The sequence below is a fragment of the Streptomyces sp. NPDC025784 genome (genome assembly GCF_055558435.1).
In genome coordinates this window covers 39,905-65,723 of record NZ_JBVHMN010000018.1, presented here as the reverse complement: position 1 = coordinate 65,723, position 25,819 = coordinate 39,905, and the positions used below count along the sequence as shown (strand labels likewise).

The window sequence follows — 25,819 nt, the reverse complement described above, 5'->3', positions numbered from 1 at the left end:
TGCTGGAGACGGCCGCGCATCCGCCCGCTCCGGCCGCGGCTCAGGCGGCCTGAGGGTCAGGCATAGTCCGTGCAAGAACGGACTATCGTGTTCCCTTCGATAACCGCCACCTGCGCGCCGATGTAGTCGAGGTCCTCGCCGGTGGGCGACGCGTAAGTCGTGAATGAGTTGGTCGATCCGTTTCCGTCGTATTCGGAGTGCCAGGACCACTCCGTTACCCATCCAGTGCCTTCGTCTATGGAAACGAGCCGAATGGCCACATGGTGACCATCGGCAGCGGTGTCCTTGACCCAACCGCTGATGTCCACATGGCTGGCTGTCCAGTTGGTGAACGCGAGAGTCCCCGAGGCGCCGGTCACCGAGCACGCGGCTCCGCCGCTCGCCGCACTGGCATTGGTCACTGTGGTCGCAGCGAATATGGCCACCGCCGCGACGCTCGTGACGGAAAGGCGCTTCCATGTGTTTCCCATAAGGAAAAGGTAAGGCTTCCATGATTCACATGACAGTTTGATTCCAGCCGCCCGCTTTGCCCTTCGTGCCGCATATCTCTTGGCGATTTGCCGCGCTTTGTATTCTTCCCAAACAGGGTTTGGCCGAAAATGATCGCCCCTGACCGCCCGGCCCGCCCTGCTCACGCACGCCGACGAACTGGCCGAACCCGCCGGCTCCAAGGAGCCGTCGCGCGCCACCGGGCCGCTGGTGTGCCGAGCCGGTTGCTCCCGGATCTTCGTGGACAAGACGTCCGGCAGGAAGCGCGGGCCCGTCGGAGCTCGGCAAGGCGCTGGACTGCCTCCGTGAGGACGGCTTTGTCGGTGGCGAAGTCCGGATGGGCCTCGCGCAGGACCTTCAGTCGATCAGGCGCGCGTTCGGCGAACAGGTGGATGATCGCGCGGGTGCAGGCGTGGGCGGGGACTGGCTGATCCCGTCCCCGGCCGCGAGCGTTGATGCGCCGTTCCGTCGCGGTGGCCTCGTCGATCCGGTCCGGCATGGTCCGCGCCAAGGCCTGAGTTCCCTGCCCTGTGCCACCGGCTGTCCTGGAGCGGCGGCATACTTGGCTGGTCGGCGCTCCGGAAGGCGTCCATCCGGTGCGGCATGATGGGGCCCATGGGGACCGAGGGGGAGAACGTCCGTGTGATCGCGGGCCGTTACCGGCTGACCGCCAGGATCGGGCGCGGCGGCATGGGGGTCGTCTGGCGTGCCACCGACCAGCTGCTCGGCCGGCAGGTGGCGGTGAAGGAACTCTCCCTCGACGACTCGCTCTCGGCGGACGAGGCCCGGCAGCAACGCGACCGCACCCTGCGCGAGGCCCGCGCCGTCGCGCAGCTGCGGCACCCGCACATCATCGTCGTGCACGACGTCGTCGAGGACGACGAGCGGCCGTACATCGTGATGGAGCTCATCGACGGTGGTTCCCTCGCCGAACGGATCTCCGCGCGCGGGCCGGTGGACGCCCGCGAGGCCGCGCGCATCGGCATCGGCCTCCTCGGCGCACTGCGCCGCGCGCACGACGCGGGTGTCCTGCACCGCGACCTCAAGCCCGCCAACGTCCTGCTGGAGGCGGGCAGCGACCGCGTCGTGCTCACCGACTTCGGCATCGCCCAGGTGGCGGGCGCGACGACCCTGACCGAGAGCGGCGCGTTCGTCGGCTCGCCCGAGTACACCGCTCCCGAGCGGATGTCCGGGGTCAGGACGGGACCCGAGTCCGACCTGTGGTCGCTCGGCGCGCTGCTGTGCACGATCCTGAGCGGTGAATCGCCCTTCCGCCGAGACTCGTTGGGCGGCATCCTGCACGCCGTCGTCGTCGACGAGATCCGCCCGCCCGCCCAGGCCGCGCCGCTCCTGCCCGTCGTGCGCGGCCTGCTGGAACGCGACCCCGAGCGGCGGCTCGGCGCGGCCGAGGCCGAGCGGATGCTGCGCGCCTTCCGGGACACCGGGCGTACGCCGCGGCTGTCGGTGCCGTACACGCCGACACAGCGCGACGTGCCGAGACCGAAGCCCGTGCCGTCCCCGTCGACCGGCGCCGTGACGGACGTTCCGTCGAAGCAGTCCACGCGAGGTGTCCTGGTCGCCGCGGCCCTGGTCGCGGCGATGGTCGGCGCGGGCGTGTCGGCGGCGGCACTGCTGATGAACGACGGCGGTGGCGGGGGCGGTGCGCCCGCCTCGTCGAGCACGGCCCACACGTCCGGCACACCGAGCGGGCCCAGCGCCTCACGTACGCCGTCCGCGTCGCCCGAGCACCCCGCCCCGACGGTGACCGTGACCCGGCGGCAGAGCCCTGCCGACACCTCCCGCACCGCGCCCTCGGGCTACCACGTCGCGCGGGACCAGGGCTTCTCGCTCGCGGTGCCCGACGGGTTCACCCGCGATCCGCAGGGGGAGCGGGTCTTCTACATGTCACCGGGACAGACCTTCCGGATCGGCATCAAGGTGGCCGACCCCGAACCGGGTGGCCCCCTCGCGGTGATGCGGAAGTCCGCCGCCAAGGGCCCCGCGAACAACCCGGGTTACCGCGACGGCGTCGTCGAGAGGACCACCCACGCCGGAGCGCCCGCCGCGCTGTGGCAGTTCACCTGGGACGGCTTCGACGAGGCGGAGGGAGCCCGGCACACCTACGACCTGTGCTGGGAGGAGGGCGGCCGGATGTACGACGTGTGGGTCTCGGCGCCGGTCGGGAAGGTGACGCAGGCGAAGGAGTACTTCGATGTGGCCGTGGACACCTTCACGGCGTCCTGAACGGGTGCTTGCACGGCCATCCATGGCGTCCTGAGCGGGCGCCTGCGGGCCGGTTCACGGCGGCCCGGGCGGGCGCCTGCGCGTCCCGCGACGGCCACGGGCGCGAGGGCCCGAGCGAAGACACGTACTGCAGTAAACGGGAGATAAGGGATGGCGCGCGTCACGGGTCTGTGACCGGCCGCCGGCGGGGCTGGAAGCCGAAGCCCCCACCACGATAGAGATGGAGGCATGAGCAACAACGGGGGAGTCCCTCACGGGGCCGACGAACCGACCAGTTTCGGTCTGCAACCGCCGCGCCCGGCGGCACCGGCACCACAGTCGGCCGTCCCGTACCCGGGCAATCCCTACGCCACGCCCACCCAGGCCGTCCCCGAACAACAGGCCCGCCCCGCGCAGGACCCGGGGACGGGCCGGCTGATCGCCGGCCGCTACCGCCTGCTCGCCAAGCTCGGGCACGGCGGCATGGGAACGGTCTGGCGGGCCAAGGACGAGACGGTGGACCGCGAGGTCGCCGTCAAGGAACCGCGCGTCCCGGACCACCTTCCCGAGCGTGAACGCTCCAACGCCTTCGAGCGGATGCGCCGCGAGGCGCGCGCCGCCGCACGGCTCGACCACCCGGCGGTCGTGAACGTCCACGACGTCGCGGTCGTGGACGGACAGCCCTGGATCGTCATGGAGCTCGTGCAGGGCCGCTCGTTGGGAGACGCCCTCCAGGAGGGCACGCTCGGCGTCCGCGAGGCCGCACGCGTCGGCCTGGAGGTCCTCGGAGCCCTGGAGGCCGCGCACGCGGCGGGCATCCTGCACCGCGACGTCAAGCCCGACAACGTCCTGCTGGGCCGTCACGACCGCGTCGTCCTCACCGACTTCGGCATCGCGCAGATCGAGGGCGAGACCGATCTGACGGACACCGGCGGTTTCGTCGGCTCACCCGAGTACATCGCTCCGGAACGGGTGCTGGGGCAGCGCCCCGGACCGGCGTCCGACCTGTGGTCGCTCGGCGTGGTGCTCTACACGGCCACCGAGGGCGTCTCCCCGTTCCGGCGCAGCAACACGCCCGCGACGCTCCAGTCGGTCCTCAACTCCACGCCCGCGGCGCCCGCATCGGCGAACGGCCCGCTCGCCGAGGTCATCAACGGACTGCTGGACAAGGACCCCTCACGCCGGCCCGGCGCGGACCGGGTGCGGCGGCTCCTGGAGGAGGCGGCGCGACCGCCGGCCCCGGCGCCCACCCAGGTCGCGCAGGTCACGCAGGTCGCGCAGGTCGCGTTGCCGGACGGCAAGGGCATCCGGGTGGGCCGCAAGACCCTGCTCGGCATCGGTGCGGCGGTCGTCGCGGCGGCCGTGGCGGCGTACCTGGTGATCGCCGACCCCTTCGCGGGGCCGCTGCCGGACGGCTGGAAGAAGGCGCACGAGAAGGACGTCGCCGCGACGCTCGCGGTGCCCAAGGACTACCAGGCGAGCAGGCCCGACCGTTCGTCGGACAAGACCCACTGGGTCACGTACACCGACTGGAGCGGCAGCATCTGGGTCGGTCTCACGCTGACCAGGAAGGCGGAGGACACCGGCAAGCAGATCAAGGGCTCCGCCGCTGCCGAGATGTACGCCGACAACGACAAGTTCAAGGAGAGCGGCGAGTACGCCCTGAACATGCCCGAGGGGCCGGGGACGTCCACGGACGGGAGCACCAAGTACGAGGGCAGGCCCGCCGCGGAGAACACGGTGAGCTACAAGACCACCGACAGCCAGAACCCCCGCCCCCGCGAGGTGAAGATCTTCTACTACAAGTCGTCCGCGGGCGACATGTACAAGCTCACCATCAGCTACCCGGGCAAGGGCGACTTCACGGCACGCGGCCGTGAAGTCGCAAAGGCGGCGATCGCGAACCTGGACATCGACAAGCTCTGAGGGCTCCGTCGTGGGGGGAGGGGTCGCGCCCGGGCCGCTTCAGCGGCCCGAGCCCGGCTCGGACCGGACCGGCGGTCCGGCTCGGACCGGACCGGCGGACCCGGATGAGCCGGACCGGCGGACCCGGACCGGCGGACCCGGATGAGCCGGACCAACCGGGCGGGCCCGGACGGGGATCAGGCCAGCTTGGCCGTCTGGGCCTTGATGACCTCGGACGGGATGTCGTAGTCGGCGGCGCCGTCCGCGGTCTCGCCCGAGAACGCGGCCAGGCTGAGCGTGTAGTACGTGGCGACCGTGCCGCCGTGGCGGACGACCTCGCCGTGCACGGTCACGTCGCCACCGTCGGCATCCACCGTCACCGCGAACGCGACGGCCCCGTCGCCCTTGCCGGAGGCCTTCTCGCCCTCCACCTTGGTGATCTTCTGGGTGTCGCCCTTGTCCGCGGCCTCGAAGCCGCCCGCGCAGCCCTTCACCGCGTCGGACACCGAGGACAGCGTCTTCTCGGCGCCGTCGCCCTCATAGGAGGAGAGCGAGACGATCGTCACCGTGCCGGTCAGGGCATCGGTGATCGACTTCATCGCGTCGTCGAGCTCCTCGTCGGTCATGTCCTCCAGCTTCTTGGAGGGAGACGCACTGGGGGAGGCCGACGGGTCCTGCGTGACCACGCGCTTGACGTCGGCGGCGGAGTCACCGGGCGCGAGCCCCGCCATGACGTAGGCGATCGGCGCGCACTTCGCGTCCTCCACCTCGAGGTCGTCCTTGGTGGTGGTGAACCCGCCGGACTTGTCCGACGACTCGACCTTGTAGCCGTCGACGTCGCTCGTCGCGATGATCCGCTGCTCCAGCTCGGCGCTGCTGAGGGCCTTCGCGGCAGTGGTCTCCTTGCCCGCGCCGGTGCTCTTTTCGCTGTCGTCGGAGCCGCTGTCGGAGCAGCCGGTGGCCAGGGTGAGAGTGAGGGCCGAGGCGACCGCGGCGATGCCGGCGCGCGACAGCGCGAGTCTCTTCATTCTTGTCGATCCTTCGATCTGTCCGAGGGCGAAAGGGCTATGAGGGACGGGTCAAGGACTATGAGGGACGGGTCAAGGAATCGTCAACCGATCAAGGTCGGAAGTGTTCGCTCCTGCATCGCCCGTGAACCGAAGGGACTTTGACGGGCCGGCGGGCGGCGAGCGCCTGGCATGGACGGCGCGGCCCCCCGGTCACGGCGCCGGGGGTTCCCGCCGACGCCGTCCCGGTCGTCCGCCGAGGGCGGAGGACGACCGGGTCGTCCGCGGGGGCATCCCGGAACGCCACCGAGGGCGCCTCCGAAACGCCACCGCGGTCGTCCCAGTCGTCCCCACGGTGTCCCGGCGACCTCCCCGCGATGTCATCAACCCGTGATCGTCGCGCGAACAACGCCCTGATCAGGGCGTTTGTTGCCAGCGATCACTGGCAGCGTGTGTGCAGTCCGTGAAAGCCGATTACCGACGGGTACCCAAAGGGGCCGGGCGGGCATACCCTGCGGCTCATGACGGACTCGCAGGCCACGGAGCAGGCCACGGAAACGACCAGCGGCGACGAGGCCGGTACGGGCAGGCCCGGTACCAACCCCCTCGCGCCCGCCCCCGCGGGGGCCCGCACCGCAGCCGACGTCGTGACGCCCGAGCTGGTGGCCCAGCTCACCAAGGGCGTGGCCGGCTCCGGGCGGACCGCCAACCACACCCCGTTCACCGGCGAGAAGCTGGCCGACCTGCCCGAGTCCACCCCCGAGGACGTCGCCGAGGCGTTCGTGCGGGCCCGTACGGCGCAGATCGCCTGGGGGGCCACGCCCGTCCGGCAGCGCGCCGCCGTGCTCCTGCGCTTCCACGACCTCGTCCTCGCCCGGCAGGCCGAGGTGCTGGACCTCATCCAGCTGGAGACCGGCAAGGCCCGGCTGCACGCGCACGAGGAGGTTCAGGCCGTCACGGTCGCCGCACGGCACTACGGACGCAAGGCGCCCGCGTATCTGAGGCCCAAGCGGCACACCGGCGCCGTGCCGACCCTCACCAAGGTCACCGAGCTGCGTCACCCGCGCGGTGTCGTCGGCCAGATCGCCCCCTGGAACTACCCGCTCGAACTGTCCGTCGGCGACGCCCTCCCGGCGTTCGTCGCGGGCAACGCCGTCGTGATGAAGCCCGACACCGAGACCTGCCTCACCGCTCTGTGGGCGCGCGACCTGCTCATCGAGGCGGGGCTGCCCGCCGAGGTCTTCCAGGTCGTCATCGGCGACGGGCCCGTCGTGGGTCCCGAGGTCGTCAAGCACGCCGACTACGTCTCCTTCACCGGGTCCACGCGCACCGGCCGGGAGGTCGCCCAGGGCGCCGCAGCCCGCCTCGTCGGCGTCTCCCTCGAACTCGGCGGCAAGAACGCCATGGTGGTCCTGGAGGACGCCGACATCGACAAGGCCGCCGCGGGCGCCGTCCGCGCCTGCTTCTCCTCGGCCGGCCAGCTCTGCATCTCCATCGAACGGCTCTACGTCCACGAGTCCATCGCCGACGCGTTCGCCGACCGGTTCGCCGCCCGCACCAGGGCCATGCGCCTCGGCACCTCCCTGGCCTACGGCGCCGACATGGGCTCCCTGGTCGGCGAGCGGCAGCTGGAGACCGTGACCCGGCACGTGGAGGAGGCCGTCGCCAAGGGCGCCAAGGTCGTCGCCGGCGGAGTCGCCCGCCCCGACATCGGCCCGTACTTCTACGAGCCGACCATCCTCGACGGCGTCGAGGCGCCGATGGCCGTCTGCGCCGAGGAGACCTTCGGGCCCGTCGTCTCCCTCTACCGCTTCAAGAGCGAGGACGAGGTCGTCGAGCTCGCCAACGCCACGCCCTACGGCCTCAATTCGTCCGTGTGGACCAAGGACGGGCGCCGGGGCCGCGCGGTCGCGGCCCGGCTGCGCACCGGCACGGTCAACGTCAACGAGGGCTACGCGCCCGCGTACGGCAGCGTCCAGTCGCCGATGGGCGGCATGAAGGACTCCGGCCTCGGCCGCCGGCACGGCTCCGAGGGCATCCTCAAGTACACGGAGGCCCAGACGGTCGCCCAGCAGCGGCTGTTGCCGATGGCGCCGTCGCTCGGCATGGACGACGAGAAGTACGCGGCGTTCATGAGCCGGAGCCTCAAGGTCATGAAGGCGTTCCGGCTCCGCTAGACGCCGCGACCCCCGGGGCGGGTCCGTCCGCCCGCCCTTCCCCGACCCGTCCCGATCGTCCCCCTGTCCGTCCCACCCTTTCGCACCGCTCCTCACAGCGGTTCTCGACGAGGAGAAACGAGGAGAGCAGCACGTGTCACAGGAGAGCTCTGCCCAGAATCAGCCGGACGAGGCGGCGTACGACTACGACGTCATCGTCGTCGGCTCCGGCTTCGGTGGTTCCGTCACCGCCCTGCGCCTGACGGAGAAGGGTTACCGCGTCGGCGTGCTCGAAGCGGGCCGCCGCTTCACCCGGGACTCCCTGCCCAAGAACTCCTGGGACATCAAGAACTACCTGTGGGCCCCGAGGCTCGGCATGTACGGCATCCAGCGCATCCATCTGCTGGGCAACGTCATGGTGCTGGCGGGCGCGGGCGTCGGCGGCGGTTCCCTCAACTACGCCAACACCCTCTACGTCCCCCCGAAGCCCTTCTTCGAGGACCCGCAGTGGAAGGACATCACCGACTGGGAAGGGGAGTTGAAGCCGTACTACGACCAGGCCCGGCGCATGCTGGGCGTACGGCTCAACCCGACCATGACCCCGTCGGACGTCCACCTCAAGGCCGCGGCCGAGGCGATGGGTGTCGGCGACACCTTCCACATGGCGCCGGTGGGCGTCTTCTTCGGGGACGGCCAGGACGCCGACGGCGGTGCGAAGGCGGGACCCGGCCAGGAGATCGCCGACCCGTACTTCGGCGGTGCCGGACCCAGCCGCAAGGCGTGCACCGAGTGCGGCGAGTGCATGACCGGCTGCCGTCACGGCGCGAAGAACACCCTCAACGAGAACTACCTCCACCTCGCCGAGAAGGCGGGCGCGGTGGTCCACCCCATGACGACCGTGGTGTCCGTCACCGACGACTCGCAGGGCGGGTACGCCGTCCAGACCCTCCCCACGGACCGCAGACGCAAGGGCGAGGGGCGGACCTTCAAGGCACAGCGGGTCGTCCTCGCGGCCGGCACCTACGGCACGCAGACCCTGCTGCACCGCATGAAGGCCGGCGGCCAGCTGCCGCACCTGTCGCAGAAGCTGGGCGAGCTGACCCGCACCAACTCCGAGGCGCTGGTGGGCGCGCAGACCGACAACCGCCGCTACCGCAAGGCCACCGGCGAGGAACGCGTCGACTTCACACGCGGTGTCGCCATCACGTCGTCCATCCACCCCGACGAGAACACCCACATCGAGCCGGTCCGCTACGGCAAGGGGTCCAACTCGATGGGCGGCCTGTCCATCCTCCAGGTCCCTTACGCGGAGGGATCGTCGAGGGTGCTGGGCTGGCTGGCCAACGCCGCCCGGCACCCCGTCCTGGTGGCCCGTTCGCTGTCCAACCGCCGCTGGTCGGAGCGCACCATCATCGGCCTGGTGATGCAGTCGCTGGACAACTCCCTGACGACGTACCTGAAGCCGAAGGGCGCGGGCAAGGGACTGCTGACCGCCCGGCAGGGCCACGGGGCGCCCAACCCCAAGCAGATCAAGGCGGCTTCGGAGAGCGCCTCCGCGATCGCCGCCGAGATCAACGGCTTCGCGGGCAGCAACGTGGGCGAGTTGATGGGGACGCCGCTGACCGCGCACTTCCTGGGCGGCTGCCCGATCGGCGCCGACGCCGAGGAAGGCGTCATAGACCCGTACCACCGGCTGTACGGCCACCCGGGCATCTCCGTGGTCGACGGTGCCGCGGTCTCCGCGAACCTCGGGGTCAACCCGTCGCTCACCATCACCGCCCAGGCCGAGCGGGCGATGTCGTACTGGCCCAACAAGGGCGAGGCCGACCCGCGTCCGGCGCCGGGCGCGGCGTACGAGCGGCTGAAGCCGGTGGAGCCGCTGCACCCCGCCGTCCCGGCGGACGCGTTCGGCGCGCTGAAGCTGCCGTTCCTGGGGATACCCGCGGTGCCGCCGAAGAAGTGACCCGTGGGGGTTCTGCGCGCGCCGGTGCCACCCGCCCGGCGCGCGGCCCCCGCGCGCCCGGTCCGCCCCTCACGGAAGGAAGTCCGGAAGGAAGTCCGGAGGAAAGTCCGCCCCCCGCACGCAAGAAAGAAAGAAGGACCTGCGCCCCCCTCCGAGCGCAGGTCCTTCTTCTCGTACCAGGCGTGATGCCCAGGTGTTTACGGGGTCCCGGCCGCCTTACGCGGTCGTGCCACCCGAGTTGCGGCGACGGACGACGAACACCGCGCCGGCACCGGCGACGACGGCGACACCGCCGACGAGACCGATCATCGGCAGGGCGGAGCTGGAGCCCGTCTCGGCCAGGCTGCCGTCGACCTCGGGCGTGTTGCCCTTGTCGGCGGGCTTGTCCGAGACCGGGACCTTGCCGCCTTCCTGCGGCTTGGTGCCGTCGGTGTCCGTGCCCGCGGCGACGATCTGGAACTTGTAGGCGACCTCGCCGAAGCCCGTGCACTCGCCGTCGGCGTCGCCGTAGATGCTGGCGCCCAGGGAGAAGCCGGCGCCGACCGGGGCGCTGGACTTCACGTTGATGCGCATCGGGATGTTGACCTCGTAGTCGGGCTTGAGCTCGTCGGTGTAACCGACGAAACCGACCGCGTAGCCCTCGGAGTCGACGTCCTCCCAGACCTTGTCGTCCGGGTTGTAGGCCTGGAGCTGGACCTTCTTGCTCTGGAAGAGGTCCTCACCCGCCTTGTCGGAGGAGGCGCCGGCGAAGAAGCCGAGGTCGCTGAGGGTGGACTCGGAGTTGTTCGCCACGTTCAGCGAGAACTTGTGCCAGCCGCTGCCCACCGAGATCTTGCCGGGCAGGCCGGTGATGGACACGTCGACCTTGGAGTCCTCGCACTCGGACGGCTCCGGGTCGGGCGACTCGGACTCCTCCGGAGCGGAGGTGCTCGGCGCCGGGGACGTGGCGGAAGCGGACGCGGAGTCGCTCGGAGCCGGGGCGGACTCGGTCGCGGACGCCGAGGCGGTCGCGGAGGCGGTCGCCTCGGGGGTGGTCTCGGTGGCGCTCGGCGACGCCGATTCGCTCGGAGACTCGGATGCGGTTGCGCTCGCGGTCGGGGTGGCGGTGTCGTCCGTCGCGAACGCGGCCGGCGCCGACAGCAGCGCCAGCGGGGCTATGGCAGCCGTCGCGGCCGCAGCGGCCATGGCACGGCGAAGCTTCATGAAGACCTCGAAAGTCCGGTGCGCCGCGAGTTCGCGGGCGCTCGAGTGGGCTCGTCTGGGTGAGGCCTCCGCGTGTGGGGCGCGGGTGTGGCCGTTGGTTCTGCAGGTGTGACCGGTGGGGCCGGGGAAAGGTTGTCCTGCACCTCACATGATTTTTATGTGTGGTGAGTCACATCCGAGTGCGACTTGTGCAAGCCCTTTCGAACCGCTTAGAAATGTCCCTCGTGTCTGACAACAAACCGGGTGGGAACGGGGATTCGTCCTTCAGCGACGACGTGTGGGACCAGTTCGCCCGCGACACCGAGCGCGACATCCGGAACTCGGCTCCCAAGGAGCCGTCCGCGCGGGCGCGCATGGTGACCGAGCGGCTGCGGCAGCAGGACGAGCGCGGCGACCGGCCGGAGAGCTGGCGGGTGGGCCCCTCGGTGCACGAGACGAAGCGCCGCTCCGCGCGGCGCCGACGTCTATGGGCAGTCATCGGAGTGCCGCTCGCCGTCGTGGTGGCGGTCGTGGCGATGAAGCCGTCCCTGCTGCCGGGCGATCCCTTCGGCACGTCGTCCGGTACGTCGTCCGACGAGGCGTCCGCGGCCTCCCGGCTCCCCGACGAGACCGCACCCCCGACGGCGGCGCCCTCCGCGTCGTCCGGCACCCCCACGCTGGACAGGCCGTTCGCCGGATCGCCCGCCGAGCGCTGGGCCGACGGCACGGACGGCATCGTCGTCCCTCGGGCCACCGCGATCGGCCCGCTCACCGAGGCGCAGGTCGCCACCGCGCTGAAGCGCACCAAGACCCTGCTCGTCGAGGCGAACCTCGACCGGGCGACGCTGCGCGGCGAACGCCCCGAGACGGCGATCGCCACGCTCGACCCGAAGCAGCCCAAGATGCTCGACGACGTGAACCGCTGGCTGCGGTCGCCGGGCAAGGACGACGATCCGCTCGCGCTGTTCACCCGGTTCGACCCCAAGGAGATCCGGCTCGTCGGGGACGTGGTCAAGACACGCGGCCGGATCACGTTCAAGGCGGGGGAGCGCGCCTCCGTCGTCATCCACGCCGACTACAGCTTCGTGTATCCCGTGACCCGGGCCGACAACAACTCCACCGGGGTGACCCGCACCATCGTGCGCCGTGTCCTCGACCTGGAGGTCTCCGACCCGACGAAGTACCGGGTCACCCCCGGCAAACTCGCGATCCTGCGCTACGACCGAGACCTGGCCAACTCGGCCTGCGACGTCCACGACGGCTTCCTGCACCCGCGGTTCGACTCGGCCGACCCCGGCGGACCGGACCCGTCGGGGCCCACCGTCGACCCGTACGACCGCAGCCGCGGCATCCAGAACTCCGAGCCGGGCGCCTGCGGCACGCTGTCCCGCACCTAGTCGGGGACACGGCGCGACATGACGAAGGGCCCCGCGGTGGTCCCTGCTCGGGCGGAGCCGAGAGATCAGGGAGGTGCCGCGGGGCCCTTCTTTCGTCAGCACCGACGTCAGGGCAGCGCCGGTGCCTGGGAGCGACGCCGGGGGGTGCGTCGCCGGTCCGGGGGTGGTCCGGTGTGACCGCCGGTCGTGCGCCCCGGCGCGTTCGAGGCGCGCGCGTGGTGTCGACCTTTGGCAGCGGGTGGTACGGGCGTACTGCGGTGTGGAGTGGATCCGGTTGGCTGATCGGTCGGCTACGGGGGTGTCCGCCATGAGAGCCGGGGTCGTTCTCGTACGGCGGGTGTTCTCGTACGGTGGGCCGTCCGTACGGGGCTGATGCCTGAGGGACTGATGCCTACGGGACTGAGGCGTGCAGGGCTGTTCGTACGGGACGGGTCGTGCGGGCTGTTCGTACGGGACTGACGGGTGCCGGAGGGTTCGTACGGGAGCCGTTCTCGCGTCGTGCTGGACGGGCGACGGCCTCCGCAACCGTCGCGACCGCCTCCGCAACCGCCTCCGAACGGATTCCGCCGGCCGGCCCCGGGCGTCCCCGGAGCCGACCGTTCTCTTGAGTGACCGGGCTGCTGTCCCCTGCCGTCCGGTCACACCCCTGGAGCGAGGTCCCACGACGCACAGCACGATCCGTACGTCTCATCGCTCCAGTGGAGCCACGCGTGGTTCTTTCGGGCCCGCCCCTGGATGACACGGACACCGGGACCAACGAAGCCCGCTGCGGCCCGGTCACGCGCCGTACGGGTGAGACGGAATGCGTACGTGCGTACGCCGTGTACGGGATTCAGAAGCGGCCCCGACGTGGTCAGATGCGGCCCCGGCACAGCTCGAGCAGCGTCATGGCCAGGGAGGTGCCGGGCTTGCCCAGCGCCTCCCTGTAGTGGCCGAGCACCTCCATCTCGCGCGAGAGGTTCACCCGGCGGCCGCCGGACGAGATCCGGGCCTCCTGGATCACCGCCGAGACGGCCATCCGTTCCTGCATGAGACCGATGATCCGGTCGTCCAGCGCGTCGATGCGCTCGCGGGCGCCGGTGATCACATCGGCGGCCTCGTCGGTGCGGGCGCCGGTCTTGTCGAGTACGTCGGCCATGGTGGGGCTCCTCTGTCCGTGGAAGGGGAGCCCCGGGGCGGCAGGGCCCGGAAACGGCAGACGCCCCGGGCCTTGTCGGCCCGGGGCGCCTGGGAAGTCGCTTGTCAGTTGCTCAAGCAGCACGACCATGGCAGCCGGCGGGCCGGTTGCCATAGGTAAACGCGAAGATCGCGGCGGTCTGGTGCGTGAGCATGCGGCCAGTATGCACCGGCGGCGGACGCGGACCAAGCCCGTTCGGATGCTGAGACCCCGGGCAGCGCGCTCAGGGTGTGAGTCCGGGCCGGGGGGCTCGCGGTGTGAGTCCCGGGGGGGCTCGGGGGGTGGTCCGGGCGGCTGCCCGGTGAGCTCCCCCGGGCTCCGGGCGGGGGTGACAAACCCGGCGTAGGCGCCACGGTCCCGGCCCCCGGTAGACTCGGCACCACACCCACCATGCTCACCGCCGGAAGGCAACCCGTGTCATCAGCGACCCCCGCTGCCGCCGCCCCCGACACCGTCCTGGTCGTCGACTTCGGTGCGCAGTACGCCCAGCTCATCGCCCGTCGCGTCCGCGAGGCCCGGGTCTACAGCGAGATCGTGCCGAGCACCATGCCCGTCGCGGAGATGCTCGCCAAGAACCCGGCGGCGATCATCCTCTCCGGCGGCCCCTCGTCGGTCTACGCGGAGGGCGCCCCGCGCCTCGACCGCGAGATCTTCGAGGCCGGCGTCCCCGTGTTCGGCATGTGCTACGGCTTCCAGCTGATGGCGACGGCCCTCGGCGGCACGGTCGACAACACCGGCGCCCGCGAGTACGGCGGCACGCCCCTGCACGTCTCGAAGTCCGGCTCCACCCTCTTCGAGGGCACCCCGGACGAGCAGTCGGTGTGGATGTCGCACGGCGACGCGTGCAGCGCAGCCCCCGAGGGCTTCACCGTCACGGCGTCCACGGACGTCGTCCCGGTCGCGGCCTTCGAGAACGACGAGCAGAAGCTCTACGGCGTGCAGTACCACCCCGAGGTGATGCACTCCACGCACGGCCAGCAGGTGCTGGAGCACTTCCTGTACCGCGGTGCCGGCCTCAAGCCGAACTGGACCACCGGCAACGTCATCGACGAGCAGGTCGCCCTCATCCGCGAGCAGGTCGGCAGCAAGCGCGCCATCTGCGGCCTGTCCGGCGGCGTGGACTCCGCCGTCGCCGCGGCCCTCGTCCAGAAGGCCATCGGCTCCCAGCTGACCTGTGTGTACGTCGACCACGGTCTGATGCGCAAGGACGAGACCGAGCAGGTCGAGAAGGACTTCGTCGCGGCCACCGGCGTCCAGCTGAAGGTCGTGGACGCGGAGGAGCGCTTCCTCGCCGCGCTGGCCGGGGTCTCCGACCCCGAGGAGAAGCGGAAGATCATCGGGCGCGAGTTCATCCGCGTCTTCGAGCAGGCCCAGGCGGAGATCATCGCCGAGGCCGCGGAGGGCGAGGACGTCGCCTTCCTGGTCCAGGGCACCCTCTACCCGGACGTCGTCGAGTCCGGCGGCGGCACCGGCACGGCCAACATCAAGTCCCACCACAACGTGGGCGGTCTCCCCGAGGACCTCGAGTTCGAGCTCGTCGAGCCGCTGCGCAAGCTCTTCAAGGACGAGGTCCGCATGGTCGGCCAGGAGCTCGGCCTGCCGGACGAGATCGTCCAGCGCCAGCCGTTCCCCGGCCCCGGCCTCGGCATCCGCATCGTCGGCGAGGTCACCAAGGAGCGCCTCGACCTGCTGCGCGAGGCCGACGCCATCGCCCGCGAGGAGCTCACGGCCGCGGGCCTCGACCGCGACATCTGGCAGTGCCCGGTCGTCCTGCTCGCCGACGTCCGCTCCGTGGGCGTCCAGGGCGACGGCCGCACGTACGGTCACCCGATCGTCCTGCGCCCCGTCTCCAGCGAGGACGCCATGACGGCCGACTGGTCGCGCCTGCCGTACGAGGTCCTCGCCAGGATCTCCACCCGCATCACGAACGAGGTGGCGGACGTCAACCGCGTCGTCCTGGACGTGACGTCCAAGCCCCCGGGCACCATCGAGTGGGAGTAGATCCCCAGGTCACGTCCGCTTGAGAGTCCGCACCGGCTCTCCGGGCCGCCAGACCTCGGCGACCAGATACGTGTCGTCCTCGACGTAGGTCCGTACGACCTCCGTCAACTCGGTGCGGAAGAGGTGGAACGGCTGCGGCGGTTCCACCTCTTTCACGTACGCGGCCTTCGTCGCCGCGTCCTCGTCGCCGACCTCCACCGCCCGGCCGCTGATCCGCACGTCCCCGCCGCCCATGCCCGTGCCCGGCCCCGGGTTGGCCTGGAGCGCGAAGCGCGGATCGCGGCGCAGGTCGAGGGCCTTGAGCGAGCCGGGCATCATGCCGAGCCACAGCTCGCCGTTCAGGAAGCGCACCTCCAGGCCGGTCGTGCGGGGCGAGCCGTCCTTGCGGAGGGTCGCCAGGACGTGGTGTGTGAAGCCGCCGTAGCGGTCCTCGACCGTCCTGGCCAGGTCCGGTTCGGCTGTGGCGAAGGCCGCCCAGTTCGTCGGTGCCGACGGTGCCGGTGCAGCGGGGGCGGTCGGTTCCTGGGCCTGTGGGCCGGGTGTCGGGTGGTGTTCGGTCATGGGAGGAGTGTGGCGGGGATACCAGACATCTTCTGTCTGGATTTAGTGTGCCCGGCTGTTTCCCTGGCCGTTTCCCTGTCGGTGTCGGTGTCGGTGTCGGTGTCGGTGTCGGTGTCGGTGTCGGGCCCCTGTGCGTGCAAAAGCGACCCGCACGGAAGAGCGTCGGCTGGAGCCGCCCCGCCAGGGGCGCGGGGAACTGCGCGACCAGCCCCCACCGCCCCGCGGTCACCCCGCATCCGCCTGTCACGGTGACGAACGCTCCCACCGGGGCGCCCTGTCTCGGGTCAGCCGGACGCCAGGCCCGCCGTGCCGACGCGGCGCGCCACCCTGCGGCGGTGGGCGACCTCCAGGGCCAGGAAGCCCATGGACAACGCCTCCGCGACGGCGAACCCGATCAGCGCCGCACGCCAGCCGTACACCGCGCAGACCAGGGAGACGAAGAGCGCGCAGCCCGTCATGATCGCCGCGCGGGACCACGCGCTCGGGTCCTCGGCCATCGCGTCGAACTCGATCCGGTCCCGGAGCCCGCGTACCGTCCGCGCCGCCTCCCCGAGCGGTCGGAGCGTGCCGGGACGCAGCCCCGGTACGGCACGCGAGTCCTCGGCCTTCGGTGCCGTTCCAGGGCGCTGGGTGCGCACCAGTTGGATCTGCAGCGCACGTCCCACCCGGTGCGCCTCCGCGTAGCGGAAACCGTGCTGCTCGGCCACGTACGCGAGCGTGGCGAGCCGGCGCGGTGAGCCGCCGAGATCGTCGACGACGACGAAGTCCCGCTCCGCGAGCTGCCCGAGCAGGACGAGGATCCGCCGCTCTGCGCGGTTCATGCGTGCCTCCCGTGTCCCAGGCGTGGGTCGGTGTCACCCAGACAGACCAGTGACCTCCGGCCACGGTTGTGGCCATCTCTTCACCGAACGACTCTGTTCTCCTGCGCTGACCCCGGGTAACTTCCGCTCCGTACCGCACACGCCAGTGCTGGAGGACATATGCACGGGCCCACCCCGCCCCTGCCCCTACCCACCGACCGGCTCCGGTTCGCCATGCCGCCGATGCACGACTCGGTCGACGACGAGCGGCGGCACCGCAAGGAGCGGCTGGCCGGGGCGCTGCGCGTCTTCGGCCGGTTCGGGTTCGAGGACGGGGTCTCCGGACACATCACGGCGCGCGACCCCGAGTACAGCGACTGCTTCTGGGTCAATCCGTTCGGGATGCCCTTCAAGCACGTGACCGTCGGCGACCTGGTCCTGGCCAACCAGGACGGGCAGGTGATCGAGGGCCGCTACCACGTGAACCAGGCGGCGTTCACCGTGCACGCCCAGGTCCACGCCGCCCGGCCCGACGTCGTCGCCGTCGCGCACTGCCACTCCGTGCACGGCCGCGCCCTCGCCGCGCTGGGCGACCTGCTCGACCCGATCACGCAGGAGAGCTGCGCCTTCTATGAAGATCACGCACTCTACGACGCGTACAGCGGCGTCGCCGTCGACGCCGAGGAGGGCCGTCGGATCGCCGCCGCGCTCGACACCCGCAAGGCGCTCGTCCTGCGCAACCACGGGCTGCTGACCGTGGGCGACTCGGTGGACGCCGCCGCCTGGTGGTTCCTGTCCATGGAGCGGTCCTGCCAGGTCCAGCTCACCGCCAAGGCCGCGGGGCGTCCTCTCCTCATCGACCACAAGCAGGCGGTCGCCACGCGGGAACAGCTCGGCGGTGATCTGGTGGCGTGGATCAACTACCAGCCGTTGTGGCAGGACATCAGTCGGAGCGAGCCGGATCTGTTGTCGTAGGTGTGGTGGCGTTGGGGGCGCCACGTCGGAGGGCCGTGCCTTGGAGGCGGTGCCTTGGGGTCGGGGGTTGTGGGGTGGCGGCGGATCGTGGGTCAGAAGTCGCGCAGGACCGCTGCCTTCGTCAGGGCGAACTCCTCGTCCGTGAGGACCCCGGCACGGTGCAGCTCGCCCAACTCCCTGAGCCGGCGCAGCAGTACGTCGTGCCGGTCCGACGTGGGCGATGCCGCCGCGGTGAGCGCGGGACGCTCCCGGGCCACGTGCTCGTCCGCCCGAGTGGACGGATGAGGCAGGCGCGCCGTCACCGCCGCGGCGACCAGCGCCGTCAGCAGGTCACGGCGGGTGCTGCCCCACAGGTCCAGGGCGTACGGGTCCTTCTCGGGAGGCAGCTTGGAGAACACCGTCTCGCGGGTGACGAAACGCAGGAACCCGTCCTCGTAACCGGAGTTGGGCAGCCACTCGACCTGCACGAGGTCGCCCACCGAGATGATCCGTGGGCCCGTCGCCCGCTTCACCCGGTCCGACGTGTCCGACCAGTCGATCCGCACCTGCACCCCGTCGAACGAGACCGTCCCGTCGCTGGAACGCACCGAGACGGGGACCGGCGGGCCTGCCAGGAGGTAGGTCCGCGCCGGTTCTTTGGGAATCTGGTCCAGCAGCAGCGCACGGCGGACCTCCTCGGCGACGTACTCCGCGACGCCGGACCGGTCGACGTCGACCGTGAGCCGGTACGGGTCCGCCGCGTCGGGCAGTCTGCCCCCGGTCGCCTGAAGCAGGGGGTCCGAGCCCTCGCGCAGCCTGAGCCGCAGCCGGCCCCGTTTGCGCTCGGGTTCGTAGACGATGCCCGCCACCGCCTCCAGCGGGACGGCGATCTCCCCGTACGTCTGGCGGAACAGCGGCACGGAACGGTGGAGCCCCGGCGTGATCCTGACCGTGCTGCCGTCGAAGGCCCAGGTCCCGTCGCGCTGGATGATCTCGGCCATGGGGAAATTCTCGCAGCCCGGTCAACACGGGCGCCGGTGCTTCACCCACGCTGACCAGACCTGCCGGATTCGGGCCGTGTTCCGTACGGCACAATTCGCTGTCATCGCGGGGCAGTTGTAAGGCAGTTGTGCGGCAGTCAGGCGTACGGAAGGTCTGGCTGCGCGGAGATGTGCGGCGCGGGAAGGCGGCAGCGGGCGTGGCGGTGCAGGAGGCGAGACACGGTGCGGGGCGCGGTGCCGGGGCGGGAGCCGGGCAGGGGGCGGATCCTGGGGCGTTCTCGGGTGCGTCCGGGGGAGGCCGGGGAGGTGCCCGCGGTGGTGCCCATGAAGGGGGCTGCACCTGTGGGGACTGCCCGCACGGGGCGCGGGCGGGGCATCGGCGTGCCGTCGCCGAATTCCTCGCGAAGCGCGACGAGTTGGCGTCCGGGCGCGGGCTGCCGGCCGGCGTCGCGCACTCGGCGTCCGCGTCCCGGCAGTGGGTCTCCGACGAACTGACCCAGTCCGCGGACCTCGTCGCCGAACGCGGGCGGCTGGAGGGCGCGGCCTGGCTGGCGCGGCTGTGGCGGTACACCGCGTACGCCGTGTGGGGCGGTGTGGGCGTGCTCCTGCTGACGCAGGCGCTCACCGCGATCGGCGCGGGGTGGACGGCGGCGCGGACCGCCGGGCTGGTCGCGGCGGTCGTGGTGGCCGGGCTGTTGACGGGCGCGGCCTGGCTGCACCGGAGCCGCGGGGGTGCGCTCGCCCCCGTCATCGGTGAGGACAACCGGCTCTCCACGTCCAGGGCGGTGGCCGGGGGCTGGGTGCTGTTCGTGGTGTACGCGGTGCTGGTGCTCGTCGGGCAGCTCGCGGCGGCGTCCGCGCACGGCCGACGGGACGAGCTGATCGCCGGGCTGGATCTTGCGCGGGGCGCGGGTGTGGTCACCGTCGTCGCCGTGGTGTGCGGGGTGGCGGTGCTGGTGCGGCGGGTGGTGGGGCTGCGGGTTCTGGGGCAGCGGTTGCAGAAGGTGCGGGCCGATCGGCCGCGGGCCGCCGATCTGCTCACGGACGATGCGGGGAAGGGGGGCTTCGCGGACATCCAGTACGTGGTGATCAGCGCGGTGGCCCTCGTCTTCGCGGCGGTGCGGCTCGCTCGGCGGCCGGCGCAGTTGCCGGACCTTCCGTGGGGGCTGGCGCTGCTGGTACTGGTGTCGGCGGCTACGTATCTCGCGAGCAAGTACGCCGAGGGTGGGCGGCCGGTGATCCTCTCCGTGGTGCGGTCCCGGGAGGCGGGGGATCTCGACGCGCCCATCCGTACCGGTGACGACATCGAGATCCGGGGGGCCGGGTTCGTGCCGCCCGGGGCGCAGGCGGCGGACCGGCTGTCGCGGATGGTGGTCCGGATCGGGGCCGTGCATGTGCATGTGCCGCTGGTGCCGGTGGCCGGGGGCTTCAGCAACCCCACGGATGCCTTGCTGACGGTACCCGTGCCGGTGGATGTGGAGCCGGGGCGGGTCGAGGTGCAGGTGGTGACGGCTGCCGGGGTCGAGACGAACCGGTACGCGATCGATGTGACGGACTGACGGTCGCTGGGGCGTGGTGTGCCGGGGCGTGTCCGCCGTCGGGGCGTCACGCCTGAGTGGGCCGCCGCCGGTGCGGTGGCTGGTTCGCCGTCTGTGCGGTGGGTGGGTGCCGTCGGTGCGGTGGGTGGGTGCCGTGGGTTCGGTGGCCGTTTCGCCGTCTGTGCGGTGGGTGGGTCGGGGCCGTGCCGGTGATCCGCCCGTTGCAGCCCTTGTGTGGTCCGGTGTGTCGGTGCGGTGGGGTCGTGTTGCCGTCCGCAACGGGCATTCGATTCACCGGCACGGCCCCTTCGGTGAGTGGGCGACTGCGGGTGCGTCCGGGGTGCGGTCTCTTGCGTGAGTGGGCGACTGCGGGTGCGTCCGGGGTGCGGCCCCTTCGGTGAGTGGGCGGCTGCGGGTGCGTCCGGGGTGCGGTCTCTTGCGTGAGAGGGCGGCTGCGGGTGCGTCCATCGCGGGTTCCCGCCATGGTCCGGAGCCGGGGTCACCCTTCAGTCCGGTCACCTCTCCAGTCCGTCCGGCCCGCTCTTCAGTCCGTCCGGCCACCTCTCCAGCTCGTCCGGTCACTTCTCCAGCTCGTCCGGCCACTCTTCAGCCCGTCCGGCGGCAGCCTCCAGGCCGTTGTCGTCCGAGGCTGGCTCCCGTCCCGTCCGGCGGCGGTTTCCGTCCTGGCCCGCATTTGAGGGCAGGGAGCCACCTCCCAGCCCGTCCGGCGATTGAGGACGAGGCCGTCCATGCCGATTTCCCCCAGTTCCGGGGGCCGTGCCGTCGGGGTGAGGGGGGATCGCCTCAGCCCGTCCGGCGTTCGCGGACGAGGCCGTTCGGGCCGATCCACGGCGGCTCCGGGGGACGTCATGGCCAGGTGCGGCGGAGACGCGGGTGGGGCTGCCCCCTGGAGGGCGGCGAGGGACGCGCGGACGCGCGAAAAAAGGCGGCGTGGGGATTGAGCGGGAGCCGATCGTCATACGTATGGTCTGTTGAGGGGCAATGGCACCTGGGTGAGAGGCGGCGAACGGCGATGACTCACGGTATGCGAATGGATACTCACACCTCCTACTCGGGTCAGGGAGGCGACTGGCGGGACACGGCCAGCCGCTACGCCCTCCTCCCGCTGCGCGTCTTCCTCGGCGTCACCTTCATCTACGCCGGCCTGGACAAACTCACCGACAGCGCCTTCATGCAGAGCGCCGGCTCCGGCTCGGTCGGCGACATCATGCGCTCCGCGCGGGACTCCTCCGCCATCCCGGCCCTCGTGGACCTCGCTCTGAAGAACCCCGTCGGCTTCGGTTACGCCATCGCCCTTGGCGAACTCGCCGTCGGCATCGGCACCTTGATCGGCCTCCTGGCCCGCCTCGCCGCGCTGGGCGGAGCGCTGATCTCGCTGAGCCTGTGGCTGACGGTCAGCTGGGCCTCCGACCCGTACTACTACGGCAACGACCTCGCCTACCTGATGGCCTGGCTGCCCCTCGTCCTCGCGGGCGCGTCGTACTTCTCCGTGGACGCGGCCCTACGGGCCCGGCGTTCGCAACGCGCCTGAGGATTCAGCCAGGGGCCTGTCTAGCCGCGTTCGGTGCGGCGTCTGCGGACGGCGTGGGTGACGGACGCCACCGCTCCCGCCAGGCAGAGGCCGCCCGTGACCACGGGGATCACCACGAACCACGGCGTCTGCCAGGCGCCGCCCGCGTCGCCGGCGTAGATCACGCCCGCGAGGGTGAGGAAGACTCCGGCGACCAGCTTTCCCGGCTGGAACTCATGACGCAGCACGGGCCACCTCCGCCTGTCCGATGCCGACATGCAGGTCGATGTCGAGCGTGCCGCCGGCCTTGCCGGTGGGCGACAGCGTCAGTTCCTTGGACTTGCCCGGTTCCACGTCCACGTCCTTCTTGCCTTCGCCGGGCAGCTGGATGTCCCCGACGCCCACGTCGATGCTCAGCTTCACGGTCGCGTCCTTGGGGACGACGACCTTGAGCCGGCCGATGCCGACCTCGGCGGTCGTCGTCACCGTCTGGCCCTTGCCGAGGTCCAGGTGGGTGAGGTCCAGGGTGCCCACTCCGGTGCCCAGGTCGTAGTTCTCCCGGACGTCGGCCGCCGCCGTGGGGGTCCAGTACGTCCGGACCCACTGTGTGGTGATGTCCTTGGGGAGCGCCGCGGACGCCGCCAGCAGGCCCGCCGTGACCACGGCCAGGAAGATCGATCCAGCGCCGGTGCGCCCGAGGAAGGCGCTGACGGCTATGCCCAGGCCGAACACGATCAGCGCGCAGGCCAGGCCGGTCTGCAGGCTGGTGCCGAGCGCCCGGTCGTCCCAGGTGAGGCCCGTGCCCAGGCCGCCGGCGACGAGCGCGAGCAGGAACACCCAGCCGCCGACCCAGCGCGGACCGCGGGGCTTCGGCTCGGTCCTCGTGCGCACACCCGGGCGGGAGGTGCCGCGGGCGATGGAGACCGCGGCCGCCACGTCCCGGTCCCCGGTGTCGCTCGGACCCCACAGATAGCCGGTGCCGCCCACGTGCGACCCGTCCTTGACGATCGGGTCGCGCCACCACGACGGGTAGGACGCGGGCACGGGCGGGGCCTGCGCCTCCGGCGGGGCGTCGGCGACGGCCTGGGCGGCGAGCGGGTCGGGGTCGGGGGCGCCGCGGTGCTGCGACCAGTAGCCCGCGCCGGCCAGCAGGAGGGAGAGGACGACGGAGAAGGCGAGCACGCTGCCGTTCTTCAGCATGGAGAGCAGTACGCCGCAGCCGACCAGGGCGAAGAGCACGGCGGCCAGTGCCTGGCCGTCCACGCGGCCGGTGAGGAGCTTGCGCACCTCGTTCTCGTCATCGTCGTCGTACGGGACGAACAGCCAGACGAAGCCGTAGAAGATCAGACCGATGCCGCCCGTCGCGGAGAGCACCGCGAGCACGACGCGGAAGATCACCGGATCCATGTCGCACTGGCGGCCCAGACCGGCGCACACCCCGCCCAGCATCTTGTGCCGGCGGTCGCGCCGGAACTTGCGCGGGACCTCGGGCGCGTGCGGCGGCTCGCCCTCGGCGGGCGGCACGGTGTCCCGCGGCCCGGTGCCCGGGGGCGGGGCGCCGAGGCCGTCGGGGCCGGGGTCCGGCTCCGCCGCCGCGTGCTGCTGATCTGTCATGGGTCCATGGTGACGGGCGGGGAGGGGCGAGGGGAGTCGGGATGACCCTGGCGCAACCCTGATATCGGCCCTGACGGGGGCGGAGGAGGGTGCGTGGCGCCGGTTTTCCGAAGATCAGGGGTGTATCCGGGGCGGACCCTGATGCCCGTGTCCGCCGGTCGTGTGAACATCGATGGCATGCCGGATGCCGCAGCGATGCCCGTCGACGACCCGCGGCCCCCGCGCAAGCTCTACCGCAGCAGCGACGGACGCTGGCTCGGGGGCGTGGCGCGAGGGCTTGCCGGGCATCTCGGGCTGCCCGTGATCTGGGTGCGGCTCGTGTTCGTCGGACTGTTCATGGCGGACGGTCTGGGGGCGCTGCTGTATGCCGCGTTCTGGTTCTTCGTGCCGCTCGGTGTCGGCGGGGTCGACTCCGGACGCCCGCCGTCCTTCAGTTCGGAGACCTCGCCGGACGGCCGCCGCAGACTCGTGGCCCGCAAGCCGGACCGGGGTCAGATCGTGGCGCTGCTGCTCATGGTCGTCGTGGCCATGATCTTCGTCGGCAATGTGAATCTCGGCGGGGGAGCCAAGGCGTATCTGTGGCCGACGGTCCTCGTCGGCGCGGGCGTCGCCCTGGTCTGGCGGCAGGCGGACAACGCCAGGCGGGCGCGCTGGGTGGAGGTCGGCCGCCGTCGTCGCACGCTCACGTTGCTGCGCTCCGCGGCCGGTGTCCTGCTCGTCACCGCGGGTGTGTCCGGGATATTCGTCCTCCAGGGCTCGGCCGCGCACCTGGGCTCCGTGCTCCAGGCGGCGCTGGCCGTCCTGGTCGGCATAGCGCTCCTCGCCGGCCCGTATCTCGTCCGCATGACGCAGGACCTCTCCGAGGAGCGTCTGATGCGCATCCGCGCCCAGGAGCGCGCCGAGGTGGCCGCCCATGTCCACGACTCCGTGCTGCACACCCTGACCCTGATCCAGCGCAACGCGGACAACGGCAACGAGGTGCGGCGACTGGCCCGCGCCCAGGAGCGCGACCTGCGCGCCTGGCTGTACAAGCCGGAGGGCACCGGTAAGGACGAGGCCGAGGAGCCCGACACCCTCGCCGAGGCGGTGCGCCGCAATGCCGCCGAGGTCGAGGACAAGCACGGTGTCCCCATCGAGGTCGTCATCGTCGGCGACTGCCCGCTCGACGAACGGATCGGCGCACAGATGCAGGCCGCGCGGGAAGCGATGGTGAACGCCGCCAAGTACGGTGGCAAGGGCGGCGCCGTACAGGTCTACGCCGAAGTCGAGGGCAGGACGGTCTTCGTGTCCGTCCGCGACCGCGGTCCCGGCTTCGACCTCGACGCGATACCCGCCGACCGCATGGGCGTCAGAGAATCGATCATCGGCCGCATGGAGCGCCACGGCGGCACGGCGCGACTGCGCGCGGTGCCCGACGGCGGCACGGAGGTCGAGTTGGAGATGGAGAGGGCGGAGAAGACGTCATGAGTGACGCGAACGGGCCTGTGGAATCCGGCAGTTCTGCTGAGGAGACCCCTTCGGCCTCCGCGCCCCAAGGGGCCGCGGACGGGGCCGGGCGCCATGTGCGTGTCGTGCTGGTCGACGATCACCGCATGTTCCGTACGGGCGTGCAGGCCGAGATCGGGCAGACCGAGCGCACCGGCGTCGAGGTCGTCGGCGAGGCCGCCGACGTCGACCAGGCGGTCACCGTGATCACCGCCACGCGGCCCGAGGTCGTGCTGCTCGACGTGCATCTGCCGGGCGGCGGTGGTGTCGAAGTGCTGCGCCGTTGCGCCCCGTTGATGGCGGACGCGGAGCAGCCGGTGCGTTTCCTCGCGCTGTCCGTGTCGGACGCCGCGGAGGACGTCATCGGGGTGATCCGCGGCGGCGCCCGGGGGTACGTCACCAAGACGATCACGGGCACCGACCTCGTCGACTCGATCTTCCGGGTGCAGGACGGCGACGCGGTCTTCTCGCCGCGGCTGGCCGGCTTCGTGCTGGACGCGTTCGCGTCGACGGACGCACCGCCCGTCGACGAGGACCTCGACCGCCTCACCCAGCGCGAGCGCGAGGTGCTGCGCCTCATCGCCCGCGGCTACGCGTACAAGGAGATCGCCAAGCAGCTCTTCATCTCGGTGAAGACGGTCGAGTCCCATGTCTCGGCGGTGCTGAGGAAGCTCCAGCTGTCGAACCGGCACGAGCTGACCCGCTGGGCCACGGCACGCCGGCTGGTCTGACCGGGCCGGGGTCCCGGACACCGCGGCGCCCAGCCGAGCGGGCCGGGCTCCGCCGGCGTCCCGGCCCCCCCGGTCTGGTCCCCGGCCATGCCGTCTCCCCGGCC

General features: G+C 71.5%; 20 protein-coding genes. 11 read left to right on the top strand and 9 right to left on the bottom strand.

Going from position 1 to position 25,819, the window contains the following annotated elements:
- Positions 1-56 precede the first annotated feature (56 nt).
- A complete protein-coding gene (locus ACZ4IF_RS32930) occupies positions 57-470 on the bottom strand; it encodes a hypothetical protein (protein WP_467569509.1) in 414 nt (137 codons plus the stop codon).
- A 634-nt stretch (positions 471-1,104) separates the two neighbouring features.
- Here ACZ4IF_RS32930 and ACZ4IF_RS32925 point away from each other — a divergent pair.
- Both ACZ4IF_RS32925 and ACZ4IF_RS32920 read left to right on the top strand, forming a co-directional pair.
- Positions 1,105-2,733: a serine/threonine-protein kinase gene (locus ACZ4IF_RS32925; RefSeq protein WP_467569507.1), complete on the top strand. Its 1,629-nt coding sequence runs from the start codon at positions 1,105-1,107 to the stop codon at positions 2,731-2,733.
- A gap of 228 nt (positions 2,734-2,961) precedes the next feature.
- Positions 2,962-4,638: a serine/threonine-protein kinase gene (locus ACZ4IF_RS32920; protein ID WP_467569504.1), complete on the top strand. Its 1,677-nt coding sequence runs from the start codon at positions 2,962-2,964 to the stop codon at positions 4,636-4,638.
- Positions 4,639-4,814: 176 nt separating this feature from the next.
- Here the strand turns inward: ACZ4IF_RS32920 and ACZ4IF_RS32915 are convergent, their stop codons facing one another.
- Positions 4,815-5,645: a hypothetical protein gene (locus tag ACZ4IF_RS32915; RefSeq protein ID WP_467569501.1), complete on the bottom strand. Its 831-nt coding sequence runs from the start codon at positions 5,643-5,645 to the stop codon at positions 4,815-4,817.
- A 500-nt stretch (positions 5,646-6,145) separates the two neighbouring features.
- Between ACZ4IF_RS32915 and ACZ4IF_RS32910 the strand changes: the two genes are divergently transcribed.
- Together ACZ4IF_RS32910 and ACZ4IF_RS32905 are read left to right on the top strand one after the other, a co-directional pair.
- Positions 6,146-7,801: a succinic semialdehyde dehydrogenase gene (locus ACZ4IF_RS32910; protein ID WP_467569499.1), complete on the top strand. Its 1,656-nt coding sequence runs from the start codon at positions 6,146-6,148 to the stop codon at positions 7,799-7,801.
- Between the two features lie 133 nt (positions 7,802-7,934).
- On the top strand, positions 7,935-9,743 hold the full coding sequence (locus ACZ4IF_RS32905; RefSeq protein WP_467569494.1) for a GMC oxidoreductase: 1,809 nt from the start codon (positions 7,935-7,937) through the stop codon (positions 9,741-9,743).
- A 216-nt stretch (positions 9,744-9,959) separates the two neighbouring features.
- Here the strand turns inward: ACZ4IF_RS32905 and ACZ4IF_RS32900 are convergent, their stop codons facing one another.
- Complete coding sequence (locus ACZ4IF_RS32900; RefSeq protein WP_467569492.1) at positions 9,960-10,946, bottom strand: LAETG motif-containing sortase-dependent surface protein; 987 nt, start codon at positions 10,944-10,946, stop codon at positions 9,960-9,962.
- Between the two features lie 215 nt (positions 10,947-11,161).
- Between ACZ4IF_RS32900 and ACZ4IF_RS32895 the strand changes: the two genes are divergently transcribed.
- A complete protein-coding gene (locus tag ACZ4IF_RS32895) occupies positions 11,162-12,322 on the top strand; it encodes a hypothetical protein (protein ID WP_467569490.1) in 1,161 nt (386 codons plus the stop codon).
- A gap of 853 nt (positions 12,323-13,175) precedes the next feature.
- Here ACZ4IF_RS32895 and ACZ4IF_RS32890 read toward each other — a convergent pair.
- Positions 13,176-13,460, bottom strand: coding sequence for a chorismate mutase (locus ACZ4IF_RS32890; protein ID WP_095936106.1), 285 nt, complete (start codon positions 13,458-13,460; stop codon positions 13,176-13,178).
- 453 nt (positions 13,461-13,913) lie between these two features.
- Here ACZ4IF_RS32890 and guaA point away from each other — a divergent pair, with 453 nt between their 5' ends.
- Complete coding sequence (gene guaA / locus ACZ4IF_RS32885) at positions 13,914-15,500, top strand: glutamine-hydrolyzing GMP synthase (protein ID WP_467569487.1); 1,587 nt, start codon at positions 13,914-13,916, stop codon at positions 15,498-15,500.
- A 9-nt stretch (positions 15,501-15,509) separates the two neighbouring features.
- Here the strand turns inward: guaA and ACZ4IF_RS32880 are convergent, their stop codons facing one another.
- Both ACZ4IF_RS32880 and ACZ4IF_RS32875 read right to left on the bottom strand, forming a co-directional pair.
- The gene (locus ACZ4IF_RS32880; protein ID WP_467569484.1) at positions 15,510-16,061 is read right to left on the bottom strand and encodes a pyridoxamine 5'-phosphate oxidase family protein; all 552 of its coding nucleotides are present in this window, start codon (positions 16,059-16,061) and stop codon (positions 15,510-15,512) included.
- 284 nt (positions 16,062-16,345) lie between these two features.
- Positions 16,346-16,882 (bottom strand): hypothetical protein, encoded by a 537-nt coding sequence (locus tag ACZ4IF_RS32875; protein WP_359494164.1) that lies wholly within the window; start codon positions 16,880-16,882, stop codon positions 16,346-16,348.
- Between the two features lie 159 nt (positions 16,883-17,041).
- Here ACZ4IF_RS32875 and ACZ4IF_RS32870 point away from each other — a divergent pair, with 159 nt between their 5' ends.
- Positions 17,042-17,836: a class II aldolase/adducin family protein gene (locus ACZ4IF_RS32870; RefSeq protein ID WP_467569480.1), complete on the top strand. Its 795-nt coding sequence runs from the start codon at positions 17,042-17,044 to the stop codon at positions 17,834-17,836.
- A 92-nt stretch (positions 17,837-17,928) separates the two neighbouring features.
- Here the strand turns inward: ACZ4IF_RS32870 and ACZ4IF_RS32865 are convergent, their stop codons facing one another.
- The gene (locus ACZ4IF_RS32865; RefSeq protein ID WP_467569477.1) at positions 17,929-18,816 is read right to left on the bottom strand and encodes a DUF4429 domain-containing protein; all 888 of its coding nucleotides are present in this window, start codon (positions 18,814-18,816) and stop codon (positions 17,929-17,931) included.
- A gap of 197 nt (positions 18,817-19,013) precedes the next feature.
- Here ACZ4IF_RS32865 and ACZ4IF_RS32860 point away from each other — a divergent pair, with 197 nt between their 5' ends.
- Both ACZ4IF_RS32860 and ACZ4IF_RS32855 read left to right on the top strand, forming a co-directional pair.
- The gene (locus ACZ4IF_RS32860) at positions 19,014-20,375 is read left to right on the top strand and encodes a hypothetical protein (protein WP_467569475.1); all 1,362 of its coding nucleotides are present in this window, start codon (positions 19,014-19,016) and stop codon (positions 20,373-20,375) included.
- A gap of 1,012 nt (positions 20,376-21,387) precedes the next feature.
- Positions 21,388-21,906, top strand: coding sequence for a DoxX family protein (locus tag ACZ4IF_RS32855; protein WP_467569470.1), 519 nt, complete (start codon positions 21,388-21,390; stop codon positions 21,904-21,906).
- Between the two features lie 20 nt (positions 21,907-21,926).
- Here the strand turns inward: ACZ4IF_RS32855 and ACZ4IF_RS32850 are convergent, their stop codons facing one another.
- Both ACZ4IF_RS32850 and ACZ4IF_RS32845 read right to left on the bottom strand, forming a co-directional pair.
- On the bottom strand, positions 21,927-22,133 hold the full coding sequence (locus tag ACZ4IF_RS32850; protein WP_095936113.1) for a hypothetical protein: 207 nt from the start codon (positions 22,131-22,133) through the stop codon (positions 21,927-21,929).
- Entirely contained in the window at positions 22,120-23,499 is a 1,380-nt protein-coding gene (locus ACZ4IF_RS32845) for a PspC domain-containing protein (RefSeq protein WP_467569465.1), read from the bottom strand. Before ACZ4IF_RS32845 ends, ACZ4IF_RS32850 begins: the two co-directional genes overlap by 14 nt.
- A 141-nt stretch (positions 23,500-23,640) precedes the next feature.
- Between ACZ4IF_RS32845 and ACZ4IF_RS32840 the strand changes: the two genes are divergently transcribed.
- Both ACZ4IF_RS32840 and ACZ4IF_RS32835 read left to right on the top strand, forming a co-directional pair.
- Positions 23,641-24,966: an ATP-binding protein gene (locus tag ACZ4IF_RS32840; protein ID WP_467569463.1), complete on the top strand. Its 1,326-nt coding sequence runs from the start codon at positions 23,641-23,643 to the stop codon at positions 24,964-24,966.
- Positions 24,963-25,715 carry a response regulator transcription factor gene (locus ACZ4IF_RS32835; protein WP_359494146.1) on the top strand — a complete coding sequence of 251 codons (753 nt, stop codon included), beginning with the start codon at positions 24,963-24,965 and terminating at the stop codon, positions 25,713-25,715. Before ACZ4IF_RS32840 ends, ACZ4IF_RS32835 begins: the two co-directional genes overlap by 4 nt.
- The last annotated feature ends 104 nt before the right edge of the window (positions 25,716-25,819 follow it).

Excerpts from the sequence above, each read along its gene's own strand:
- ACZ4IF_RS32930 (WP_467569509.1), bottom strand. The coding sequence starts at position 470 with ATGGGAAACACATGGAAGCGCCTTTCCGTCACGAGCGTCGCGGCGGTG.
- ACZ4IF_RS32925 (WP_467569507.1), top strand. The coding sequence starts at position 1,105 with ATGGGGACCGAGGGGGAGAACGTCCGTGTGATCGCGGGCCGTTACCGG.
- ACZ4IF_RS32920 (WP_467569504.1), top strand. The coding sequence starts at position 2,962 with ATGAGCAACAACGGGGGAGTCCCTCACGGGGCCGACGAACCGACCAGT.
- ACZ4IF_RS32915 (WP_467569501.1), bottom strand. The coding sequence starts at position 5,645 with ATGAAGAGACTCGCGCTGTCGCGCGCCGGCATCGCCGCGGTCGCCTCG.
- ACZ4IF_RS32910 (WP_467569499.1), top strand. The coding sequence starts at position 6,146 with ATGACGGACTCGCAGGCCACGGAGCAGGCCACGGAAACGACCAGCGGC.
- ACZ4IF_RS32900 (WP_467569492.1), bottom strand. The coding sequence starts at position 10,946 with ATGAAGCTTCGCCGTGCCATGGCCGCTGCGGCCGCGACGGCTGCCATA.
- ACZ4IF_RS32895 (WP_467569490.1), top strand. The coding sequence starts at position 11,162 with ATGTCCCTCGTGTCTGACAACAAACCGGGTGGGAACGGGGATTCGTCC.
- ACZ4IF_RS32890 (WP_095936106.1), bottom strand. The coding sequence starts at position 13,460 with ATGGCCGACGTACTCGACAAGACCGGCGCCCGCACCGACGAGGCCGCC.
- ACZ4IF_RS32880 (WP_467569484.1), bottom strand. The coding sequence starts at position 16,061 with ATGACCGAACACCACCCGACACCCGGCCCACAGGCCCAGGAACCGACC.
- ACZ4IF_RS32875 (WP_359494164.1), bottom strand. The coding sequence starts at position 16,882 with ATGAACCGCGCAGAGCGGCGGATCCTCGTCCTGCTCGGGCAGCTCGCG.
- ACZ4IF_RS32870 (WP_467569480.1), top strand. The coding sequence starts at position 17,042 with ATGCACGGGCCCACCCCGCCCCTGCCCCTACCCACCGACCGGCTCCGG.
- ACZ4IF_RS32865 (WP_467569477.1), bottom strand. The coding sequence starts at position 18,816 with ATGGCCGAGATCATCCAGCGCGACGGGACCTGGGCCTTCGACGGCAGC.
- ACZ4IF_RS32855 (WP_467569470.1), top strand. The coding sequence starts at position 21,388 with ATGACTCACGGTATGCGAATGGATACTCACACCTCCTACTCGGGTCAG.
- ACZ4IF_RS32845 (WP_467569465.1), bottom strand. The coding sequence starts at position 23,499 with ATGACAGATCAGCAGCACGCGGCGGCGGAGCCGGACCCCGGCCCCGAC.
- ACZ4IF_RS32840 (WP_467569463.1), top strand. The coding sequence starts at position 23,641 with ATGCCCGTGTCCGCCGGTCGTGTGAACATCGATGGCATGCCGGATGCC.
- ACZ4IF_RS32835 (WP_359494146.1), top strand. The coding sequence starts at position 24,963 with ATGAGTGACGCGAACGGGCCTGTGGAATCCGGCAGTTCTGCTGAGGAG.